Source organism: Pokkaliibacter sp. MBI-7, from assembly GCF_029846635.1.
Classification (GTDB): Bacteria; Pseudomonadota; Gammaproteobacteria; order Pseudomonadales; family Balneatricaceae; genus Pokkaliibacter.
Genome location: NZ_JARVTG010000001.1, coordinates 3,099,070 through 3,115,798, shown reverse-complemented (window position 1 = coordinate 3,115,798; position 16,729 = coordinate 3,099,070). Strand labels below are relative to the sequence as shown.

General features: G+C 56.5%; 14 protein-coding genes. 8 read left to right on the top strand and 6 right to left on the bottom strand.

Translation table 11 applies throughout. The features are described from left to right. Nucleotides 1–471: 471 nt before the first annotated feature. From QCD60_RS13920 to ykgO, 7 genes are all read left to right on the top strand, one after another. The gene (locus QCD60_RS13920; RefSeq protein ID WP_279786268.1) at nt 472–3,924 is read left to right on the top strand and encodes an alpha/beta fold hydrolase; all 3,453 of its coding nucleotides are present in this window, start codon (nt 472–474) and stop codon (nt 3,922–3,924) included. 99 nt (nt 3,925–4,023) lie between these two features. After that, the gene (locus QCD60_RS13915; protein ID WP_279786266.1) at nt 4,024–5,913 is read left to right on the top strand and encodes a hypothetical protein; all 1,890 of its coding nucleotides are present in this window, start codon (nt 4,024–4,026) and stop codon (nt 5,911–5,913) included. Between the two features lie 10 nt (nt 5,914–5,923). Further along, nucleotides 5,924–7,111 carry a metallophosphoesterase gene (locus tag QCD60_RS13910; protein WP_279786264.1) on the top strand — a complete coding sequence of 396 codons (1,188 nt, stop codon included), beginning with the start codon at nt 5,924–5,926 and terminating at the stop codon, nt 7,109–7,111. Nucleotides 7,112–7,178: 67 nt separating this feature from the next. After that, nucleotides 7,179–8,789: an alkaline phosphatase D family protein gene (locus QCD60_RS13905; protein WP_279786262.1), complete on the top strand. Its 1,611-nt coding sequence runs from the start codon at nt 7,179–7,181 to the stop codon at nt 8,787–8,789. A gap of 133 nt (nt 8,790–8,922) precedes the next feature. After that, nucleotides 8,923–9,204, top strand: coding sequence for a hypothetical protein (locus tag QCD60_RS13900; protein ID WP_279786261.1), 282 nt, complete (start codon nt 8,923–8,925; stop codon nt 9,202–9,204). Nucleotides 9,205–9,409: 205 nt separating this feature from the next. Then, nucleotides 9,410–9,673 (top strand): type B 50S ribosomal protein L31, encoded by a 264-nt coding sequence (locus tag QCD60_RS13895; RefSeq protein WP_279786258.1) that lies wholly within the window; start codon nt 9,410–9,412, stop codon nt 9,671–9,673. After that, a complete protein-coding gene (gene ykgO, locus QCD60_RS13890; protein WP_279786257.1) occupies nt 9,673–9,816 on the top strand; it encodes a type B 50S ribosomal protein L36 in 144 nt (47 codons plus the stop codon). The genes QCD60_RS13895 and ykgO overlap by 1 nt, the downstream gene beginning before the upstream one ends. A 265-nt stretch (nt 9,817–10,081) precedes the next feature. Here the strand turns inward: ykgO and QCD60_RS13885 are convergent, their stop codons facing one another. Together QCD60_RS13885 and QCD60_RS13880 are read right to left on the bottom strand one after the other, a co-directional pair. Then, nucleotides 10,082–10,657: a hypothetical protein gene (locus tag QCD60_RS13885; RefSeq protein ID WP_279786255.1), complete on the bottom strand. Its 576-nt coding sequence runs from the start codon at nt 10,655–10,657 to the stop codon at nt 10,082–10,084. Between the two features lie 251 nt (nt 10,658–10,908). Next, on the bottom strand, nt 10,909–11,886 hold the full coding sequence (locus QCD60_RS13880; protein ID WP_279786252.1) for a glutathione S-transferase family protein: 978 nt from the start codon (nt 11,884–11,886) through the stop codon (nt 10,909–10,911). 310 nt (nt 11,887–12,196) lie between these two features. On the opposite strand from QCD60_RS13880, the gene QCD60_RS13875 reads away from it, so the two are divergent. Then, nucleotides 12,197–12,949 carry a class I SAM-dependent methyltransferase gene (locus tag QCD60_RS13875; RefSeq protein ID WP_279786250.1) on the top strand — a complete coding sequence of 251 codons (753 nt, stop codon included), beginning with the start codon at nt 12,197–12,199 and terminating at the stop codon, nt 12,947–12,949. Between the two features lie 150 nt (nt 12,950–13,099). Here QCD60_RS13875 and QCD60_RS13870 read toward each other — a convergent pair whose 3' ends face one another. From QCD60_RS13870 to QCD60_RS13855, 4 genes are all read right to left on the bottom strand, one after another. Beyond that, nucleotides 13,100–13,465, bottom strand: coding sequence for a RidA family protein (locus tag QCD60_RS13870; protein ID WP_279786248.1), 366 nt, complete (start codon nt 13,463–13,465; stop codon nt 13,100–13,102). 72 nt (nt 13,466–13,537) lie between these two features. Continuing rightward, the gene (locus tag QCD60_RS13865) at nt 13,538–13,945 is read right to left on the bottom strand and encodes a GFA family protein (RefSeq protein ID WP_279786246.1); all 408 of its coding nucleotides are present in this window, start codon (nt 13,943–13,945) and stop codon (nt 13,538–13,540) included. A 1,037-nt stretch (nt 13,946–14,982) separates the two neighbouring features. Further along, nucleotides 14,983–15,486 carry a hypothetical protein gene (locus QCD60_RS13860; RefSeq protein ID WP_279786244.1) on the bottom strand — a complete coding sequence of 168 codons (504 nt, stop codon included), beginning with the start codon at nt 15,484–15,486 and terminating at the stop codon, nt 14,983–14,985. Nucleotides 15,487–15,597: 111 nt separating this feature from the next. Then, the gene (locus QCD60_RS13855) at nt 15,598–16,560 is read right to left on the bottom strand and encodes a LysR family transcriptional regulator (RefSeq protein ID WP_279786242.1); all 963 of its coding nucleotides are present in this window, start codon (nt 16,558–16,560) and stop codon (nt 15,598–15,600) included. Between the last annotated feature and the right edge of the window lie 169 nt (nt 16,561–16,729).

Here is a 16,729-nt window from a genome sequence, read left to right as displayed (position 1 = left end):
TCTCGTCTTTTAAAAAAGTCTCAGTACAGGTTCAGGTAAAAATTGAGAATTGCTTTTTTTCAAATTTAGACAATCATTAGTCATATAAAAGAAAACCGTCATGTACAAAGCAACTGGCGCCAAAAAAGCCAGAATGGCCGCGCCTTGGCTGGATTAACTCAATCCTCATCACGACTACGACTTGGCCGTGATCACTGAGCGGAAAACCATAAAAACAGCCAGCTAATTGAAAAACAAATAAAAAAACAGAAAAGCAAACCGTGCATTCCAATTTCGACAAATTCTAAAAAACAAAGCTAAAACATTGAATAAAAAGAATAAGGCACGGCAATAGCGATGTTCTCATTTCGCTATTAACCGCATGCTTTACGCCATAAACAGACAGGCAGTATTGAACCGTGATTGAGCCGAAAGGGAGGCTGGCCAGCCTGTTACCCGACGCAGGCCAGCTCTCCCGCAGAGGGAGTGAACATGAAACGTATTTCCAGCCCGCTGGCAGAGATAAAAGAACACTACGAGGTCATTGTGATTGGCTCCGGCTATGGCGGCGGTATCGCCGCATCACGGATGGCCCGTGCCGGGCGGCAGGTCTGTCTGCTGGAGCGGGGCCGGGAGATCGTCCCCGGCGAATACCCCGACACCGAGCTTGAAGCCACGGCCGAGTTCCAGATTCATCACCCTGATGGCCATATCGGCTCGCGCACCGGGCTCTATGATCTGCACGTCAACGCCCAGCAGAACGTGGTGGTCGGTTGCGGTCTTGGCGGCACCTCCCTGATCAACGCCAATGTCGCCCTCGAAGCCAAACCCGAAGTGTTTGAAGACCCGCGCTGGCCAGCAGGTATCCGTGCCCACACCGATACCCTGCTGCAGGAAGGTTATCGCCGGGCACGGGAGATGCTCAAACCCAATCCCTACCCCACCACCAAGACCACGCCCGACAAACTGCAGGCGCATCAGCAGTCCGCCGCCTTTATGCAGCAGAGCCAGAACTTCTACCGCCCGCCCATCAACGTCACGTTCGAGCCGCTGCCCGGCAACACCAACCATGTCGGCGTCGAGCAGCTGCCGTGTAACAACTGCGGTGACTGCGTGTCCGGCTGCAATAACAAGGCGAAGAACACCACCCTGATGAACTATCTGCCCGATGCCTGGAATCACGGCGCAGAGATTTTCTGTCAGGCGGAAGTGCGTTATCTCAAGCGCGATGGCGACCAGTGGTTGGTGTACTACCAGTACGTCGGCACCGGGCGGGAGAAATTCGATGCACCGCTGCTATTCGTCAGGGCGAACATCGTCATCGTTTCTGCCGGCACTCTCGGCACCACAGAAATTCTGCTGCGCTCACGGCAACAGGGGCTGGCCCTGTCGGATCAGCTTGGTCAGCACATGAGCGGCAACGGTGACATTCTCGGCTTTGGCTATAACAACGATGTGCCTATCAACGGCATCGGCTTTGGCACCCACAGCGCGGAGCAGGCCGGTGAAGTCGGCCCCTGCATCACGTCCGTCATCGACATGCGCAATGAAGCCGAGTACGACAAGCGCATGGTGATCGAGGAAGGCTCGATCCCCGGGGCGCTGGGCAAACTGATGGTACCGGCCATGGCGCTGGCCGCTGACGATATTGGTATCCGCACTGAAACCGGGGTCATGGCATTGGCGCGGCAGGCGGCACGCAAGCTGGACAGCACCCTTCGCGGCCCCTACCACGGCGCCATCAACCATCTGCAAACCTACCTGATCATGAGCCATGACGACGGTGCCGGGCAGATGGTGCTGGATGACAAAGATCAGCTGCGCATCGACTGGCCGGACGTAGGTACCCAGCCGAACTTCGAGATCGGCAACGCCCGCCTGCTGGAGGCCACCCGCGCTCTGGGCGGCACCTATGTGCCCAACCCCGTATGGACCAAACTGTTCAAACACAGCCTGATCTCAGTGCATCCGCTCGGCGGCTGCGTGATGGGGGAAGATGCCCGGCAGGGCGTGGTCAACCATAAAAATCAGGTGTTCTGCGGCAACAGCAGCGATGCCGTGTATGACAGCCTGTACGTCACCGATGGGGCAGTAATCCCCACCTCGCTGGCGGTCAATCCGCTACTCACTATTTCTGCCATCAGCGAGCGCGCCATGACCCTGCTGGCCGCCGACCGCGGCTGGGCGGTGGACTACAGCCTTCCCTCCGCCCCACGCCGGCAACCGGTGGCCAGTACCCTCGGCATCGAGTTTACCGAAACCATGCAGGGCTATTTCTCCACTTCCTTCACCCAGCCTGCCGATGAAGACCTGCCACGCTACCGGCAGGCCAGCGACGCCGGGCAGCAGGCTGGCTCCACCATGGCCTTCACCCTCACCATCGCCGCGGCTGATATGGAGAAAATGCTCGCCGAGCCCAGCCATAGCGCCACCATTGTCGGCACCCTGATGGCCCCGGCGTTGTCGCCCACCGCCATGGTGGTCAGCCACGGTACCTTCAATCTGTTTGAAAAGGACAACAACGATGTCGGTGAGCGGCACATGAACTACAACATGCGCCTGACCACCACCGACGGGACGGAATACTTTTTCAGTGGCTTCAAGTCGATTCCCTTCGACCACGGCGCCCTGCATATCTGGCCCGACACCAGCACACTCTATGTGACGGTCTATCAGGGCAGTGACAATCAGGGAGCAGTGGTCGGCAGCGGTGTGCTGCACATCGCCGTCACCGACTTTGCCAGGCAGATGACCACCATGAAGGTGCTCAACGCCCCCGACGAGAAAGCCCGGCTGGCCGCCATGGCCCGCTTCGGCAAGTTCTTTGCCGGGGTGCTGTGGGACAGCTATGGCGGCGTGTTCGCCGGTGACACCTACTTCAACAAGGATCTGCCCCCACGTAAAAAGCGCCTGCTCAATACTGCCCCGCCTGCGGTTCATCACTTTCTGACGGAAGACGGCGTGACGCTGCGCCTGAGCCGTTATCAGGGCGGCAGCAAAGGGCCGGTGATGCTGGTACACGGCCTGGGTGTCAGCTCGGCGATCTTCTCCACCGACACCATTGGCACCAATCTGCTGGAGTACCTCTACAACAACGGCTATGACGTCTGGCTGCTGGATTTTCGCGTCAGTATCCTGCTGGAAGCGGCCAAACAGCAGTGGGATGGCGACCAGATTGCCCGTTATGACTACGCCGCCGCCATCCGTCAGATCCAGCAGCTGACGGGCGCCGCGGATGTGCAGTGCGTGGTGCACTGCTACGGTGCCACCACTTTCTTCATGTCGTTGCTGAGTGGTTTGCAGGGTGTGCGCTCGGTGGTCTGCTCGCAGATTGCCTGCGATATCGTGGTGCCCACCGCCACCAGGGTGAAAGTGGGGCTGCATCTGCCTTCGGTGCTGGATGCCTTCGGTATCAAATCACTGACCGCCTATGCCGAAGAGCATGAGCACTGGTACGAAAAGCTCTATGACACCGCCCTCAACGGCTATGCCCGGCTTGAGGCGCAGGGTTACTGCGATAACCCGGTATGCCATCGCATCACTTTCATGTATGCCCCGCTGTACTGCCATGCGCAGCTCAACAACACCCTGCACGACAACCTGCACGAGCTGTTCGCCGAGTCCAACATGCGCACCTTCGAGCATCTGGCACTGATGTGCCGCAAGGGCCGTCTGCTGAGTTTTGACGGTGAAGATATCTACATGCCGCACATGGACCGGCTGAGCATGCCGATGCTGTTTATCAGCGGTGGCGAGAACGAGTGCTACCTGCCGGAAAGCACCGCCAGAACCTATCAGCGTCTGGTCGAGCGCTTCGGGCCGGACAACTACTCACGGGTAGTGGTGCCTGACTATGGCCACATCGACTGCATTTTCGGTCGCAATGCCATCACCGATGTTTACCCGCACATCCTCAGCCATCTGGAGAAGAGCGCGGCAGGCTGACAGGCCTGTCGTTCTTTCCCCGGGAGCCTGCTCACGATCCCGCCCGCCTGCGACCGGGATCGTGACCGCGCTCATCATGCCTGCAGCAAGGAGCACACCATGGATACCGTCATTCAACATCCGCTGCCCATACGCTGGTACCGGATCCTGATAGGGATCGGCGTCGTCATCAATATGACCTTTGCCATCCCCGCCCTGCTGTTTCCCAACGAGCTGAACACCCTGCTGGGGTTGCCGCTGCAAGCCTTTTATCCGTGGCTGGAAAACACCGGCATGCTGCTGATCGGGATCAGCCTGTTCTATCTGCCTTCAGGCTTCCAGGCGGGTCGTTACCCGCTGTATGACTGGCTGTGTGTGCTGTCGCGGCTGATCGCGGTGCTGTTCTGGCTGTATCTGATCAAAAGCTCACCCTACCCGGAAGCCTTCGTCCCGTTACTCTGCTCCGACCTGTTTATGTTTGTGGCCCTTGGCCTGCTGCTCTATCTGGGAGTCAGCCCGGCCTACCGGCCACAGGCGCTGTTATGGCGTGGTCTGTGCGCGCTGCTGGCGGGGCTGCGCCACCTGTTCAGTGGTCGCTGCCGCAAGTACAGCATCATCGCCTTACTGGTGGTCGGTTTTGTCGGGTTTGAGGCGTGGTACAACCTGCTGCGGGTCGTGCCGCAACCCGGCTTCAGCTCTGATGAGGAGCACTTCAAGTACGCCCCCATCGGCCTCGGCATGGAGGCGCGCATTCCGCTGTATATTTTCTCGGTACTGCCGAAAGTCTGCCCGCAGCAAATGCCCACTGCGTCCGCGGCAGAGGGCTGGAAAGCCTTCGGTTTTATCTTTGAGCCCGGCCACAGCCTGCCGGTTGGGCTGGCCCAGCGCCAGATCGGTTACCCGTCGGTAGAGCCCAACTGCGCCCTGTGCCACACCGGCCGTTACCGCCAGAGCAGCGATGATGTAGCCACGGCGGTGCCGACCGCCCCCGCTACCTTCCTCAATCTGGAACGTTTTCAGTGGTTCCTCTACGACTGTGCGGCGAGCAGCGACTTTGTCAGCAATACCCTGCAGCAGATCAATGCCCAGTATGATCTGGGGCCGATTGAAAGCCTGTTCTACCGTTTCCTGATCGTGCCGATGACCCGCACCTCGCTGATCAAGCAAGGCAAGGAATACGGCTGGCAAAAGATTCGCCCTGAACAGGGACCGGGGCGCACCGATACCTTTAACCCCACCAAGATGGTGATCTTCGGCTTCCCCGATGATTCCACCATCGGCACCGTCGACCTGCCACAGATCTGGAACCAGCAACCGCGTGAATCCATGTATCTGCACTGGGACGGCAACAACAACGATATTCGTGAACGCAACTACGCGGCCGCCATGGCGGTCGGCGCTACGCCCAACTCCGTGTTGCCTGACGAGTTCAAGCGCGTCACCGACTGGCTGCTGACCCATAAACCACCCAGCTGGCCCTATGCGCTGGATAACCAACAGCAAGCGCGTGGCAAGGCCATCTGGCAGGGCCAGTGCGCCAGCTGCCATGAGTTCGGCAAGGTCAATACCGGGCAGGTCACCACCCGCCTCAGCGAGCTGGGTACCGACCCGTACCGGGTCAACTCCTTCACCGTCGGGCTGGTGCAGCGTTTCCATCAGTTCAAGACACCGCCCTTCGACTTTGGCGCCTATCGCAAGACCTACAGCTACAGCAACACCCCCACCGACGGTATCTGGCTGCGCGCACCCTATTTACACAACGGCTCCGTGCCCAGCCTGTGGGATTTGCTGCAGAAACCGGAGCAGCGGCCCGTCACCTTCTATCGCGGCAATGATGTGATCGATACCCGCAAGGTCGGCTACGTCAGTGACCAGCCCGGCACCGACAGTGATCACTACTTTCTGTTCGACACCCGCCTGCCGGGGAACAGCAATGCCGGTCACCTGTACGGTACGGACCTGTCCGACAGCGAGAAGTGGGATCTGATCGAATACATGAAGTCTCTTTAGGAGGTGTGCGATGCAACTGCAAGAATGGCAAAACCGCATCCAGTCCGCCCTTGGCACCATCAAGGATGATGCCCATCGTACCCGGGTGCTGGAACTGATCCGCCAGTCTCATCAGCAGGCGCTGGACATCGTCCAGTCCGGCTCCACCCGGGCCAACTCTATTCCGTGGGAGTTCGTCCACGGGCTGGCACTGCTGGATAAAAGCGCCGGTCAGGATCTGCTGCCCACCGACAGCAGTCAGTTCCCGACCCGCCTGATGGATGACGGCACCCTGCTGGGCTGCCGCAAGTGGGAGCTGCTCGACCCCAAATGGGCCGAAGCGCTGGTGCAGTGGCTGGAACATATCTGGCATCGCCATGACTTCATCACCACCCCGGCCAGCATTGCCCTGCCCGCGCAGGTCAATATCGCCATCGCCGGTGACTGGGGCACCGGCGACTATATTGCCCAGCGGGTCGCCACGGCCATGAACCAGCTCGGTGCGGATGTGACCATCCACCTTGGTGACGTGTACTACGCCGGCGTCGGCTCCGATGAAGACAACGACTTCAGCCGCTGGCCTGCCGGGCATCTGGGGCAGTTCACCCTCAACTCCAATCATGAAATGTACAACGGCGCCTTTGGCTACTTTGCCGAGCTCAGCCAGCGCTTCCCCCTGCAAAAAGGCTGCAGCTATTTCAGCCTGTACAACGACCACTGGCTGATTATCGGCCTCGACAGTGCCTACGACGCCAAAACCGACAACCTCTATATGGACGGCGCCCTCAATGACAGCCAGTGCCAGTGGCTCAGCCAGCTGGCCGCCAGCCATGCGGGCAAGCGGTTGTTACTGCTGTCTCACCATCAGGGTTTCAGCATGGACGGCAGCCAGCAAACCGGCCTGTACAAGCAGGTGGTCAAGGCCCTCGGGCGTGTGCCGGACTACTGGTACTGGGGCCATCTGCACAATGTCATCTGCTATGCCGAGCAGCAGGGTCTCAAGGCCCGCTGCATCGGCCACGGCGCCATTCCCTATGGCCGCGCCAGCCTGCTGGACAACAAACCGACCGTGCTCTGGCAGGAGACCGAATCGGCCAGCGATGACGGTTATCCGCTACGGATACTGAACGGTTATCTGCAACTGCAGCTCGATGGTGAGCATATTGCCGAGCGGCTGTATGACGAACGGGGCCGCCTGCGCTGGGGTGCTGCGGACTAGCAACTGCTCTACAAATGCCTTTAACAGCCTGTTAAACGCGAAGGCGCACTTTGAGGAGAATAAAAATATGACCAGCATGCTTCACCCCGTCAGTGTCGGCCCCATCGTCGGCCACACCACCGCCAGCAGCGCACGCATCTGGGCACGCGCCCACGACAACGCCGATGCCGCCCGCACCATTGGCGTGGCGGCCCTGTTCAATGGCGATAGCGGCATCTCAGGCAGTGCGCGCTATTTCCGCCTGCAACGGGAGTACGACCGCACCGGCACCACCGACTTTACCGGCCTGCAGCCCGGCACTCGTTATACCGTCAGGCTGGCATCGCTGGCGCTGGACCATGTAGACCCGATGGAAACCAGCAGCCTTGATGAGATTGCCAAAAAGCTGCCCGCCGCCGATGCCTGGCTGGACGAGCTGGGCAGCATGCCGGACGAACACTGTCTGGCCAGCTTTACCACCTTCCCGGAGCAAAGCGGCGACTTTTCCTTTATTTTCGGCTCCTGCCGCTACCCGGAGACCCTGTGGGGCAAGAAGCTGTCGGATGCCATCTTCGCTGCCATTCATGATCGCTGCCACAGCGACACGCTGGCGGAAGCCGACAAGGCCCGTTTTACCCTGATGATCGGCGACCAGATCTATGCCGATCTGCTTAACCGCCATGTGCCCATTGGCCGTGCGGATACCGAAGAGGAGTTCCGCTCACGTTATGTCGATGCCTTTACCACCCGTAATATGAGCACGCTGCTGAGCAGCACCCCGACCTATATGATTCTGGATGACCATGAGGTGGAAGATAACTGGTCCCTCAGTCGCATCAAGAAAGACCCGGACAAGCGCAAGCTGTTCTTCACCGCCATGATGTTCTATCGCAGCTACCAGTGGCTGCACAGTCCCACCACCGAATACGGCAGTGATGCCCTGTATTACCACTTCAACTATGGCCAGTATCCGTTCTTCGTGCTGGATGCCCGCAGCAAGCGCCTGCGCCATGAAGAAAGCTCGCTCAGTCAGCTGCTGTCCATCGGCCGTTACAAGGATTGCCGGGAGCTGATGGAGAACGAACACCACCTGCTCGGGCGGCCGAAAAAGAACCCAGACGAAGACTACCGCAGCCAGCTGGACGACTTCTGCCAGTGGCTGATTGATACCCAGCAGGCAGTGGGCGACCTGCCCAAGTTTGTGGTCAGCTCCAGCGTCTTCAGCCCCAATACCATGGAGTCGGCCAAAGATGACTATGGCAAATTCAAGGACGATGCCTGGGCGGCCTTCCCCACCACCCGCGCTCAGGTACTGCAGACCATCGTTGAGAACAACGTGCAGAATGTGGTGTTTCTGACCGGTGACGTACACTGCTCCAACTGCGCCGGTATGACCCTGGAACGTGCAGACGGCAGCCCGCTGCCATTGCGGCTATACGACATCACCTCATCGGCATTCTACTGGCCCTTCCCCTTTGCCGATGGCGAGCCGGAGGAGTTTGTCCATAACTCCCGACAGGAGAACGACCCCTTCACCTTCACGACCTCACAGGGGCCGATCACCCTGCACTACAAGGCAGGCTATTTCTGTCAGGAGGATAACTTCACGCAGGTCAACGTCACAGCCAGCAGCCTGCAGGTGCGCTATTTCGACAAGAAGGGTAAGCCACTGAGTGATATTGCCTTGCCTCTTAACTAGGTGTGTAGCCACGTCGTTGCGGGCCACAACACGGTGTGAAGGCCCGCTCACGGCATTTCCCGGCTTCTGCGCAGACAACGCCCGCGAATCAGTCTAGGCTAGGGGCTCCCTGTCGATTCTGGATGCCAGCGTCATGAAGAAAAAATCCAGCCTCAAGAAGCTGCTGCAGACTCATAGCCAACTGATCCATTCAGAAGAGCAAAAAGTGCTGTCCCATGTGCAGCGGATTGACGGCGAGTGGGTCATCAACACCCTGATGGTGGAAGGCTGCGACGTACCGTTCAGATACCGCCGCGCCAGACAATATCGCAACCTCAAGGGCGCACGGGTCAACCTGACCTACTACCCGGAAACTGAGACGGTGGCGGGGCTGGAGTTTGAGTTTATGAAGGTGGTACGAATCAGGCAGAGCTAAGGGCTATCGGAGTACCATGCCGCATTCGCTGCCGCACCTCGTATCACTGGCACACCGCTCTGTGCACTTTCCAGAAGCCTCAAACTGCCGGGGTGTATGACAACACACACCGCGTCAGTATCAATAAAAACCTCCCACCCCTTCACAAATAAGAATCATTATCACTATAATTGTTATGTCATAACATTTTATAGAGAATACTTTCGTGAAAAAACAACTCCATCCACGCTACGACTATGTGATCTTCCGCGACACCAGTTGCAACCGCATGTTCCGTATCCGTTCAACTTGCACCTCCAAGGAGAGCATTGTCTGGGAAGACGGCAACACCTATCCGCTGATCAATGTTGATGTATCCAGCGCCTCCCATCCCATGTACACCGGTAAACAGCGTGAAGTGAATTCTGAAGGACGCATCGCCCGCTTCAACAAACGCTTTGGCTTTGCTGCGCACAAAGGAGAGAAATAATGCAGGTGCTGTCATCACTGAAGTCGGCGAAAAACCGACATCCTGACTGTCAGGTGGTCAAACGTCGTGGACGCTACTATGTAATCTGCAAGAGCAATCCGCGCTTCAAGGCACGTCAGGGTTCCGCCAAGAGCAGACGTTGATGCCATATCAGAGCCGCAGCCACTTCCCCGCGGGCTGCGGCGGCGGCAAGCACGTGTTCACGATCTCGCGAGTCAGAGCCAGGCGAAAAGAGCTGAGGAAGCGGAGTTCAGGCGGGTAAATACGTCAGTTGTTCTGAATCAGCATTGCGAAGGTCTACTCAACGCTGAGTGGCCGACACGCAGCAGATCGTCAGCACCTTGCTACCGGTAACACGGGTGGCGACAAATACCCTACCGCCACACCATGATCACTCAGTAACCCCACTCAGGAGGCTTTAGCCGCAGGCGCGAAAGGCACCTTATCCCAGGTCGTCACAGGATAGGCACTGTCCGGCGTCGAGCGCGCATCCAGCTCCAGATAAGCGTTGCCGGGAATTTCGATATAGAGCTGATAGACCCCGTCGGCGCGGCGCACCGGGCCAAGAAAAGGCACACTGTTTTTAGTCAGCTGCTGCAGATAGGGGTTGAGATCCTCTACCAGCACGGCGCCGTGGTTATCCATAAAGGTGGTAAACACCGTCATGTTCTGATCGAGCTCATCCATATAGCGGTAGAACTCTTCAGTCTTCTCGTAGCCATAACGGGCACGGGCATCGACAAAATGCAGCTCCAGCCCCGAGTCCGGGAAACGCACCCAGGCACGCCCTTTGGCCAGCGTCGGATCGGGGATGGCGATACGCTCCATGCCGAGAATAGTGGTGCAGAATTCTGCCGCCTGTTCGGGATCGAGGGAGCTGTAGGTCATCTTCCAGACCGAGGTTTTCTGCGTTTCTGCCAGAGTGGGAGCGGCAGTGACAAGCAGGCTGGAGGCCAGCAGCAGCGTTGAAGCAATCTTGTTCATAGGCAGGGTGTCTTAAACCTGAGAGTGAATGGATACAGGTGCAATTCACCAGAGGTACAGGAGGCAGCAGCCAGCACAGCGCAGTCATGAATCCTGAAGGGGAAGGATGCGGGCCGGAACCGCCGTCCTTTTTGCTTGCACCTTTGGCTGCGCTATTGGAGCACAGCCAGACATACCGCTCAGTGTCAGTTCAGGCTCAACGGCGATCCGACAGGCTGTCGCCATGGGGGAACGAGGGACCCGTTCAGCCGCTACACGCCACTGAGCTGATGAGGCGCGGTAAAATCCAGCAGCGGCCCGACCGGTACCACCGCTGTCGGGTTGATGGTGCTATGGCTCTCATAATAGTGGCGCTTGATATGCTGCATATCGACCGTCTCAGCCACGCCCGGCTGCTGATAAATATCACGGGTATAGGCCCACAATGCCGGATAATCCACCAGCCGGCGCAGATTACATTTGAAGTGGCCAACATAGACCGCATCAAAGCGCACCAGCGTGGTAAACAGGCGAATATCCGCCTCGGTCAGCTGGCTACCGGTAAGGAAGCGCTGACCCTGCAGCCGTTCTTCCAGCCAGTCGAGGGTGGCGAACAGCGGCACCAGCGCTTCTTCGTAGGCTGACTGAGTGGTAGCAAAGCCGGCTTTGTACACGCCGTTATTGAGGGTGTCGTATACCCGCGTGTTGATCTCATCAATCTCGCTGCGCAGCGCCTCGGGGTAGTAATCACCCGGCAGGGCGCCAATGCCATCGAAGGCACTGTTGAGCATGCGGATAATCTCCGATGACTCATTGCTGACGATGGTGTTCTGCTGTTTGTCCCACAGGATGGGCACCGTGACCCGCCCGCTGTAATGGGCATCGGCGCGCTGATACACCTGATACAGCCGCTGCGCACCATTGATCGGGTCTTCCACCACACCGGGGCCGGGCTGGAACGTCCAGCCTTCGTCACGCATCAGCCAGTGCACCACCGACACGGAAATCATCTCCTGCAGACCTTTGAGGCTGCGCATGATCAGGGTGCGATGGGCCCACGGACAGGCCAGACTGACATACAGATGATAGCGGCCGGGCTCCGCCCTGAAGCCACCAACACCGGTTGGGCCGGGCTGACCATCAGCGGTCACCCAGTTGCGAAAGGCAGAATCCTTGCGAATAAAGCGACCACCGCTCTTACTGGTGTCATACCAGGTGTCGTGCCATTGGCCGTCGATCAGTAATCCCATTGTCTTGTCTCCACATGCTGCCAGCCCAGAGTGGCGCCGGTATCAGTTTGGCCACCGGAGGATCTGAACAGCAGACCGGTGACGAGGAATGGGCCTATCTTTGGTCAATTAACGTTCATATTCCATCACATATATCCGACCGTCTCGGCCAGAGAATTTGAACGACTACCCAATATCAGGCCATCGGCTGACTTTGCATTTGCCTGACTATCGGGCTGGTGCGGGACACAGTGCAGGCGATATTTCCTGCGGCAGGCCCTTCCCCCGCTGCTATACTGTGCGCCCTTTTTGCCTGCCCGAGCCGGATGCCATGTCCACCAATGCCCTCTATACCGATCTGTCTGGCTACTACGATCTGATGTGCGCCGATATTGACTATCAGGCGCAAAGCCACAGTGCCCGGCGCCTGCATCAGCTGTTTGGTAATCAGGGCAGGCAGCATCTGGATCTGGCCTGCGGCACCGGCCCTCACGTGCGTCACTTTCTTGATTTTGGCTACCACAGCAGCGGGCTGGACCTGAATCAGCCGATGCTGGACCGCGCTCAGCAGCGCTGCCCGGAAGCGCAGTTCAGCTGCCAGAACATGTGCGACTTCCGTGTTGATGAACCGCTGGATCTGATCACCTGCTTTCTCTATTCCCTGCATTACAGCGGCAATACTGCCAGCCTCACGGCCAGTCTGGCCTGCGTCCAGCGGGCACTGCGCGACGGCGGTGTGTTTATCTTCAATGCCGTGGATAAAGACCAGATCGACAACACCTCCTTTGCCCGCCACAGCGTTGACTATCAGGGCAGCCACTTCACCTTTCAGTCCGGCTGGCACTACAGCGGCTCAGGTGACGGCCAGACCCTGCAGCTGAGCATCGACAAAACCACCGACGGCGTCACTGAATCCTGGCAGGATGCCCATCCCATGGTGGCGGTGAACTTTGCTGAGCTGGCGTCATTGCTGGCCCGCTATTTTGAAGTCCATATTTTCGAGCATGACTACGACACCATCACCCCCTGGCAAGGTAAGTCGGGCAATGCGTTGTTTGTCTGTGTGAAGGCAGAGGCAGTCTGACAGTCCGCTGAGCCAGACGGCTGCCAAGGTGTCTGTGGATAACGGCAGATGGAGGCAGAAAGCAGAGGCTGTGGACAACAACCATAAACGTGCAGGCAGCACGGCGGTGGAGAGATCAGGGCCGCATCAAGCAGCCCTGTAACAGCGGAATCAGCCAGCGAAGTCTTCGCCAGCGGCCGCTTCAAAGGCCATTTCCACACACCACTCGGGGTTGGACAACTCGACCTTCACACAGGCACGGCTGGGTGCGGTGCCTTCGGCAAACCAGGCATCCCACACTTCGTTCAGGCCGTTGATATTGGCAAAGTCAGTGATGTAGATGGTCACCGACAGCAGGCGGGACTTATCACTGCCGACCTTGGCCAGCGACTTCTCAGCCTGAGCCAGCACCTGTGCCACCTGGCTTTTCACACCGCCGGACAGATCGCCCTCGGGGATTTCCACAAACTTGGCAATGCCGTTGCAGACAACGATGTCGGACCAGCGCTGACCGGCGTTAATACGATGAATTTTCATAGGGTTACCTCAAATTAACGACCCCGGCATGGTAGCAGAGTTACCGCCAGTCTACCTGCCCGGAGGTGACGTCTAGCCGGTACGGCCTTCACCGTGCTGCGGCAGCGTATCGCTGATGTCATACCAGCAGGCTTTGTAGTCGGTATAGATATGGGCATCGACCTTCACCGGCAGCGCGTCATCAAAGGCCCCCAGTGCGATCTCCAGCTGCTCGAAGGCCGCCCCCTTCACCCGAAACCCGAGGCTGGAACCACATTCGCGGCAAAAGGTACGCACCGTGCCATTGTGGCCCACATAGTCCTGCAGCAGCGCCTGCCCCGACAACCAGCGCAACCCCTCGGCCCGCACCAGCGTACCAAAGGCCGCACCGTGAAACTTGCGGCACATGGTGCAGTGGCAGTTGGCAATACGCGGCGCAAAGCCCTCGGCGGCAAAACGGATACCACCGCAGAGGCAACTGCCTTTATAGGTCTGACTCATCTGTTGGCTCTCTCGTTGAGTAAGGGCTGACGTGACCGTCGCGACATGTGACGTTCGCTTAATATCAGAGTCTGGGAAGAGTAACAGAATGGGTAATGATGAAGCTGCCTGAAAGTATCCACTACGTTAGCTGAAGCATACCGATAATGTTGATAGCGCTATTCACCTAATGCTCGCTGATTTTTAACCGGGAGACAGGTGGATCTTTTTAATATTGATATGTGGAACTATGCTTTCTCAGGACCCACTTCACTACGGACTATCTCTTTTTTTTCATTTCTATAAGCAACAACATTTAGAATGATCGACCAGTCGTTACTTAGTGTCAAAGAAAGGCATATTGCTTGTGATAGCGCCGTTTATAAACCAAAAAATATCACTTTAAATCATTCAGTTAGCTCAGCGTCATCTTGACCGGAGGAAGAAATGCCTGACACAGAACTATGAACAGTCTCCATCCAGAGAGCTAAATTCGGGAAAAGAGTTTGGCACAGTCAAGATTGAATGCTGGGTAGATGACCGCTGTTCGGAATTTATCTGCGATGCAGCTTTATCAATATAAAGGCAAATCGCATCTTCACTCATCTTATAGAATTATTATTTTCTCTATTTTTAAATACAGCTATTTCAACACTTCATCCTGAGTATTGAGGAACTTTTCAAAGCGGGCAACAAAAATTAAACTAATTGATAGTAGAACAGAAAAATAAATATCAGATCAACTAAGATATTCAAACAACGAACTACAAAAAATTCACAACTGAGAAAAATGCTTTAATATGAAATCACAATACAAAGAATGCCTATATTCTCCATTAAATTCCTGAACAGCAAGATAATATTTATTTTATCCTTATTGATAGAACCTTTCTGATCAATGTAGAGATTGATAGATACGCTATATCCATACCATTTTATTTTTAAAAAATGGAGATACGTGATTATCTGTATGGGCTTAAGCAAAACGAATCGTTTTCGTCTCGCTATAGCACAGACGTTCACAGCGACTTAGAGATCAGATATTACTGCATCCGGCATCATGACTCGTAGATGGTTACATACCAGTTTTTCTCAGTTAAAGACTTGATAGAAACCCCAAGACTCTTAAGCCATCTCAGCGAATCGTCATCCACAATATACGAGACACTGACTGCATAACCGCTGATAGCCAGGCCGGCACTACTCGTTATGTAGTCAATAAATAGGACGGGGCTACTGCTACTTTCTTTGGAAACAATGGCAGTTTGTATGTCGAGAGTGGAGCATATTCTCTGTACTTCACGATAAGCTTTTTCGTCATCTGCATCAAAAGCACCATACTTCTCGCTATTTCGATAGTTTGTGTTTATATCCATTCTATAGATACTTGGATGAGCCAGAAGAATTGCATTCATTTCCATAAATAAATTTTTCTTCTCATAGAAAACTTTTTCTGCATGCTGGCTATCTCTTTCTGAACTAAAACATCCAGCCAGCACTATGCACAGGACATACACTACCCATTTTGTATTTAACCACCACGCTTTATGGCTTCTGCTCACGATAACATCCCTGATTATTGAACGGTTCACTGCCCGGCACTGAAAAGACTGCTGCCTTCCGCTGCCCACCACCACTGATCCCCGGCCGGAGAACAATACCAGCACGCTGACTCACCCTTCCGGCGTATCGGCAAAATAGCGCTTTCTGACAAACTTTTCCGTTTCTTCTTTCAGCACGTCGACGAACAACTGCCGGGCGCGGCCCAGCTCAGTCTGGGTGGATGTGACCAGATGAATATCAATGGTGGGCAGCTCACTGAACGGCGGTAACTGCCACAACTGACCCCGCGCCAGCAGCGGCGTAGCGGTATCAAGGGTCAGGGCACCGTAACCGACACCTGCCAGAATCAGCCGCAACACTTCCTCTTCGTTGGGCGAAACCGCAATCAGATTGCCGGAGATTTCCCGCGCGGCACGCAGGCGGGCAATGCCATGCAACCCTTCCTTGGGCTGATCACTCTCAAAAGCCACGTAATCCAGGCCACGCAGATCGGCAGAGCTGAGATTGTCGCGACCAAACAGCGGATGGGTCGGGCCACAGAAGAACCCCATCAGCTCATGGCTCAGCAGGTGATAGGCGAGGCTGGGATGCGGCTTCTGCATGGTGGCCACGCCAATGCTGACCCGCCCTTCGGCCACGTTGTGCAGGATCTCCACACTCGGCACCACCTGAATATCGTAGGTCACCTGAGGATACAGCCGGTGAAACTGACTGAGGGCGGCATCCAGTGGCGGGCAATGCACATGGCTGGCCACCTGCAGGTCAATTTCGCCCTTGATCTGCTGATCCTCGTCGGCGTACTGGCTCAGCATCCGCTGCAGAATACGGCAGGCAGCAGCGGACTCCTCATACACCCGCCGCCCCTGATAGGTGAGGGAAAAACTGCCCTTACGCCGCTCGATCAGGCGCTCTCCCAGATGGGCCTCCAGCCGCTTCAGCGCATTGCTGATACTCGGCTGCGCCAGATGCAGGCGCCGTGCGGCGCCGGTAATGCTGCCTTCATCGACGATGGTGACGAAGGTGTGAATCAGGTTCCAGTCGAGATTGCGTAGCAGCTGTTCGGTGGTGGCCAATGCTCTTCTCCATACTGTGACAGAGCCGTCGGTCAGGCAGCGCCCCATCTGTGATCTGTTATCGCCCAATACATAGCCATGAGCTATACATAATATACATACAATACATTTGTTAAATGAATGCTTAAAAAACACACTGCGGGAGTACCTGAACAGCACTGCAGAGGAA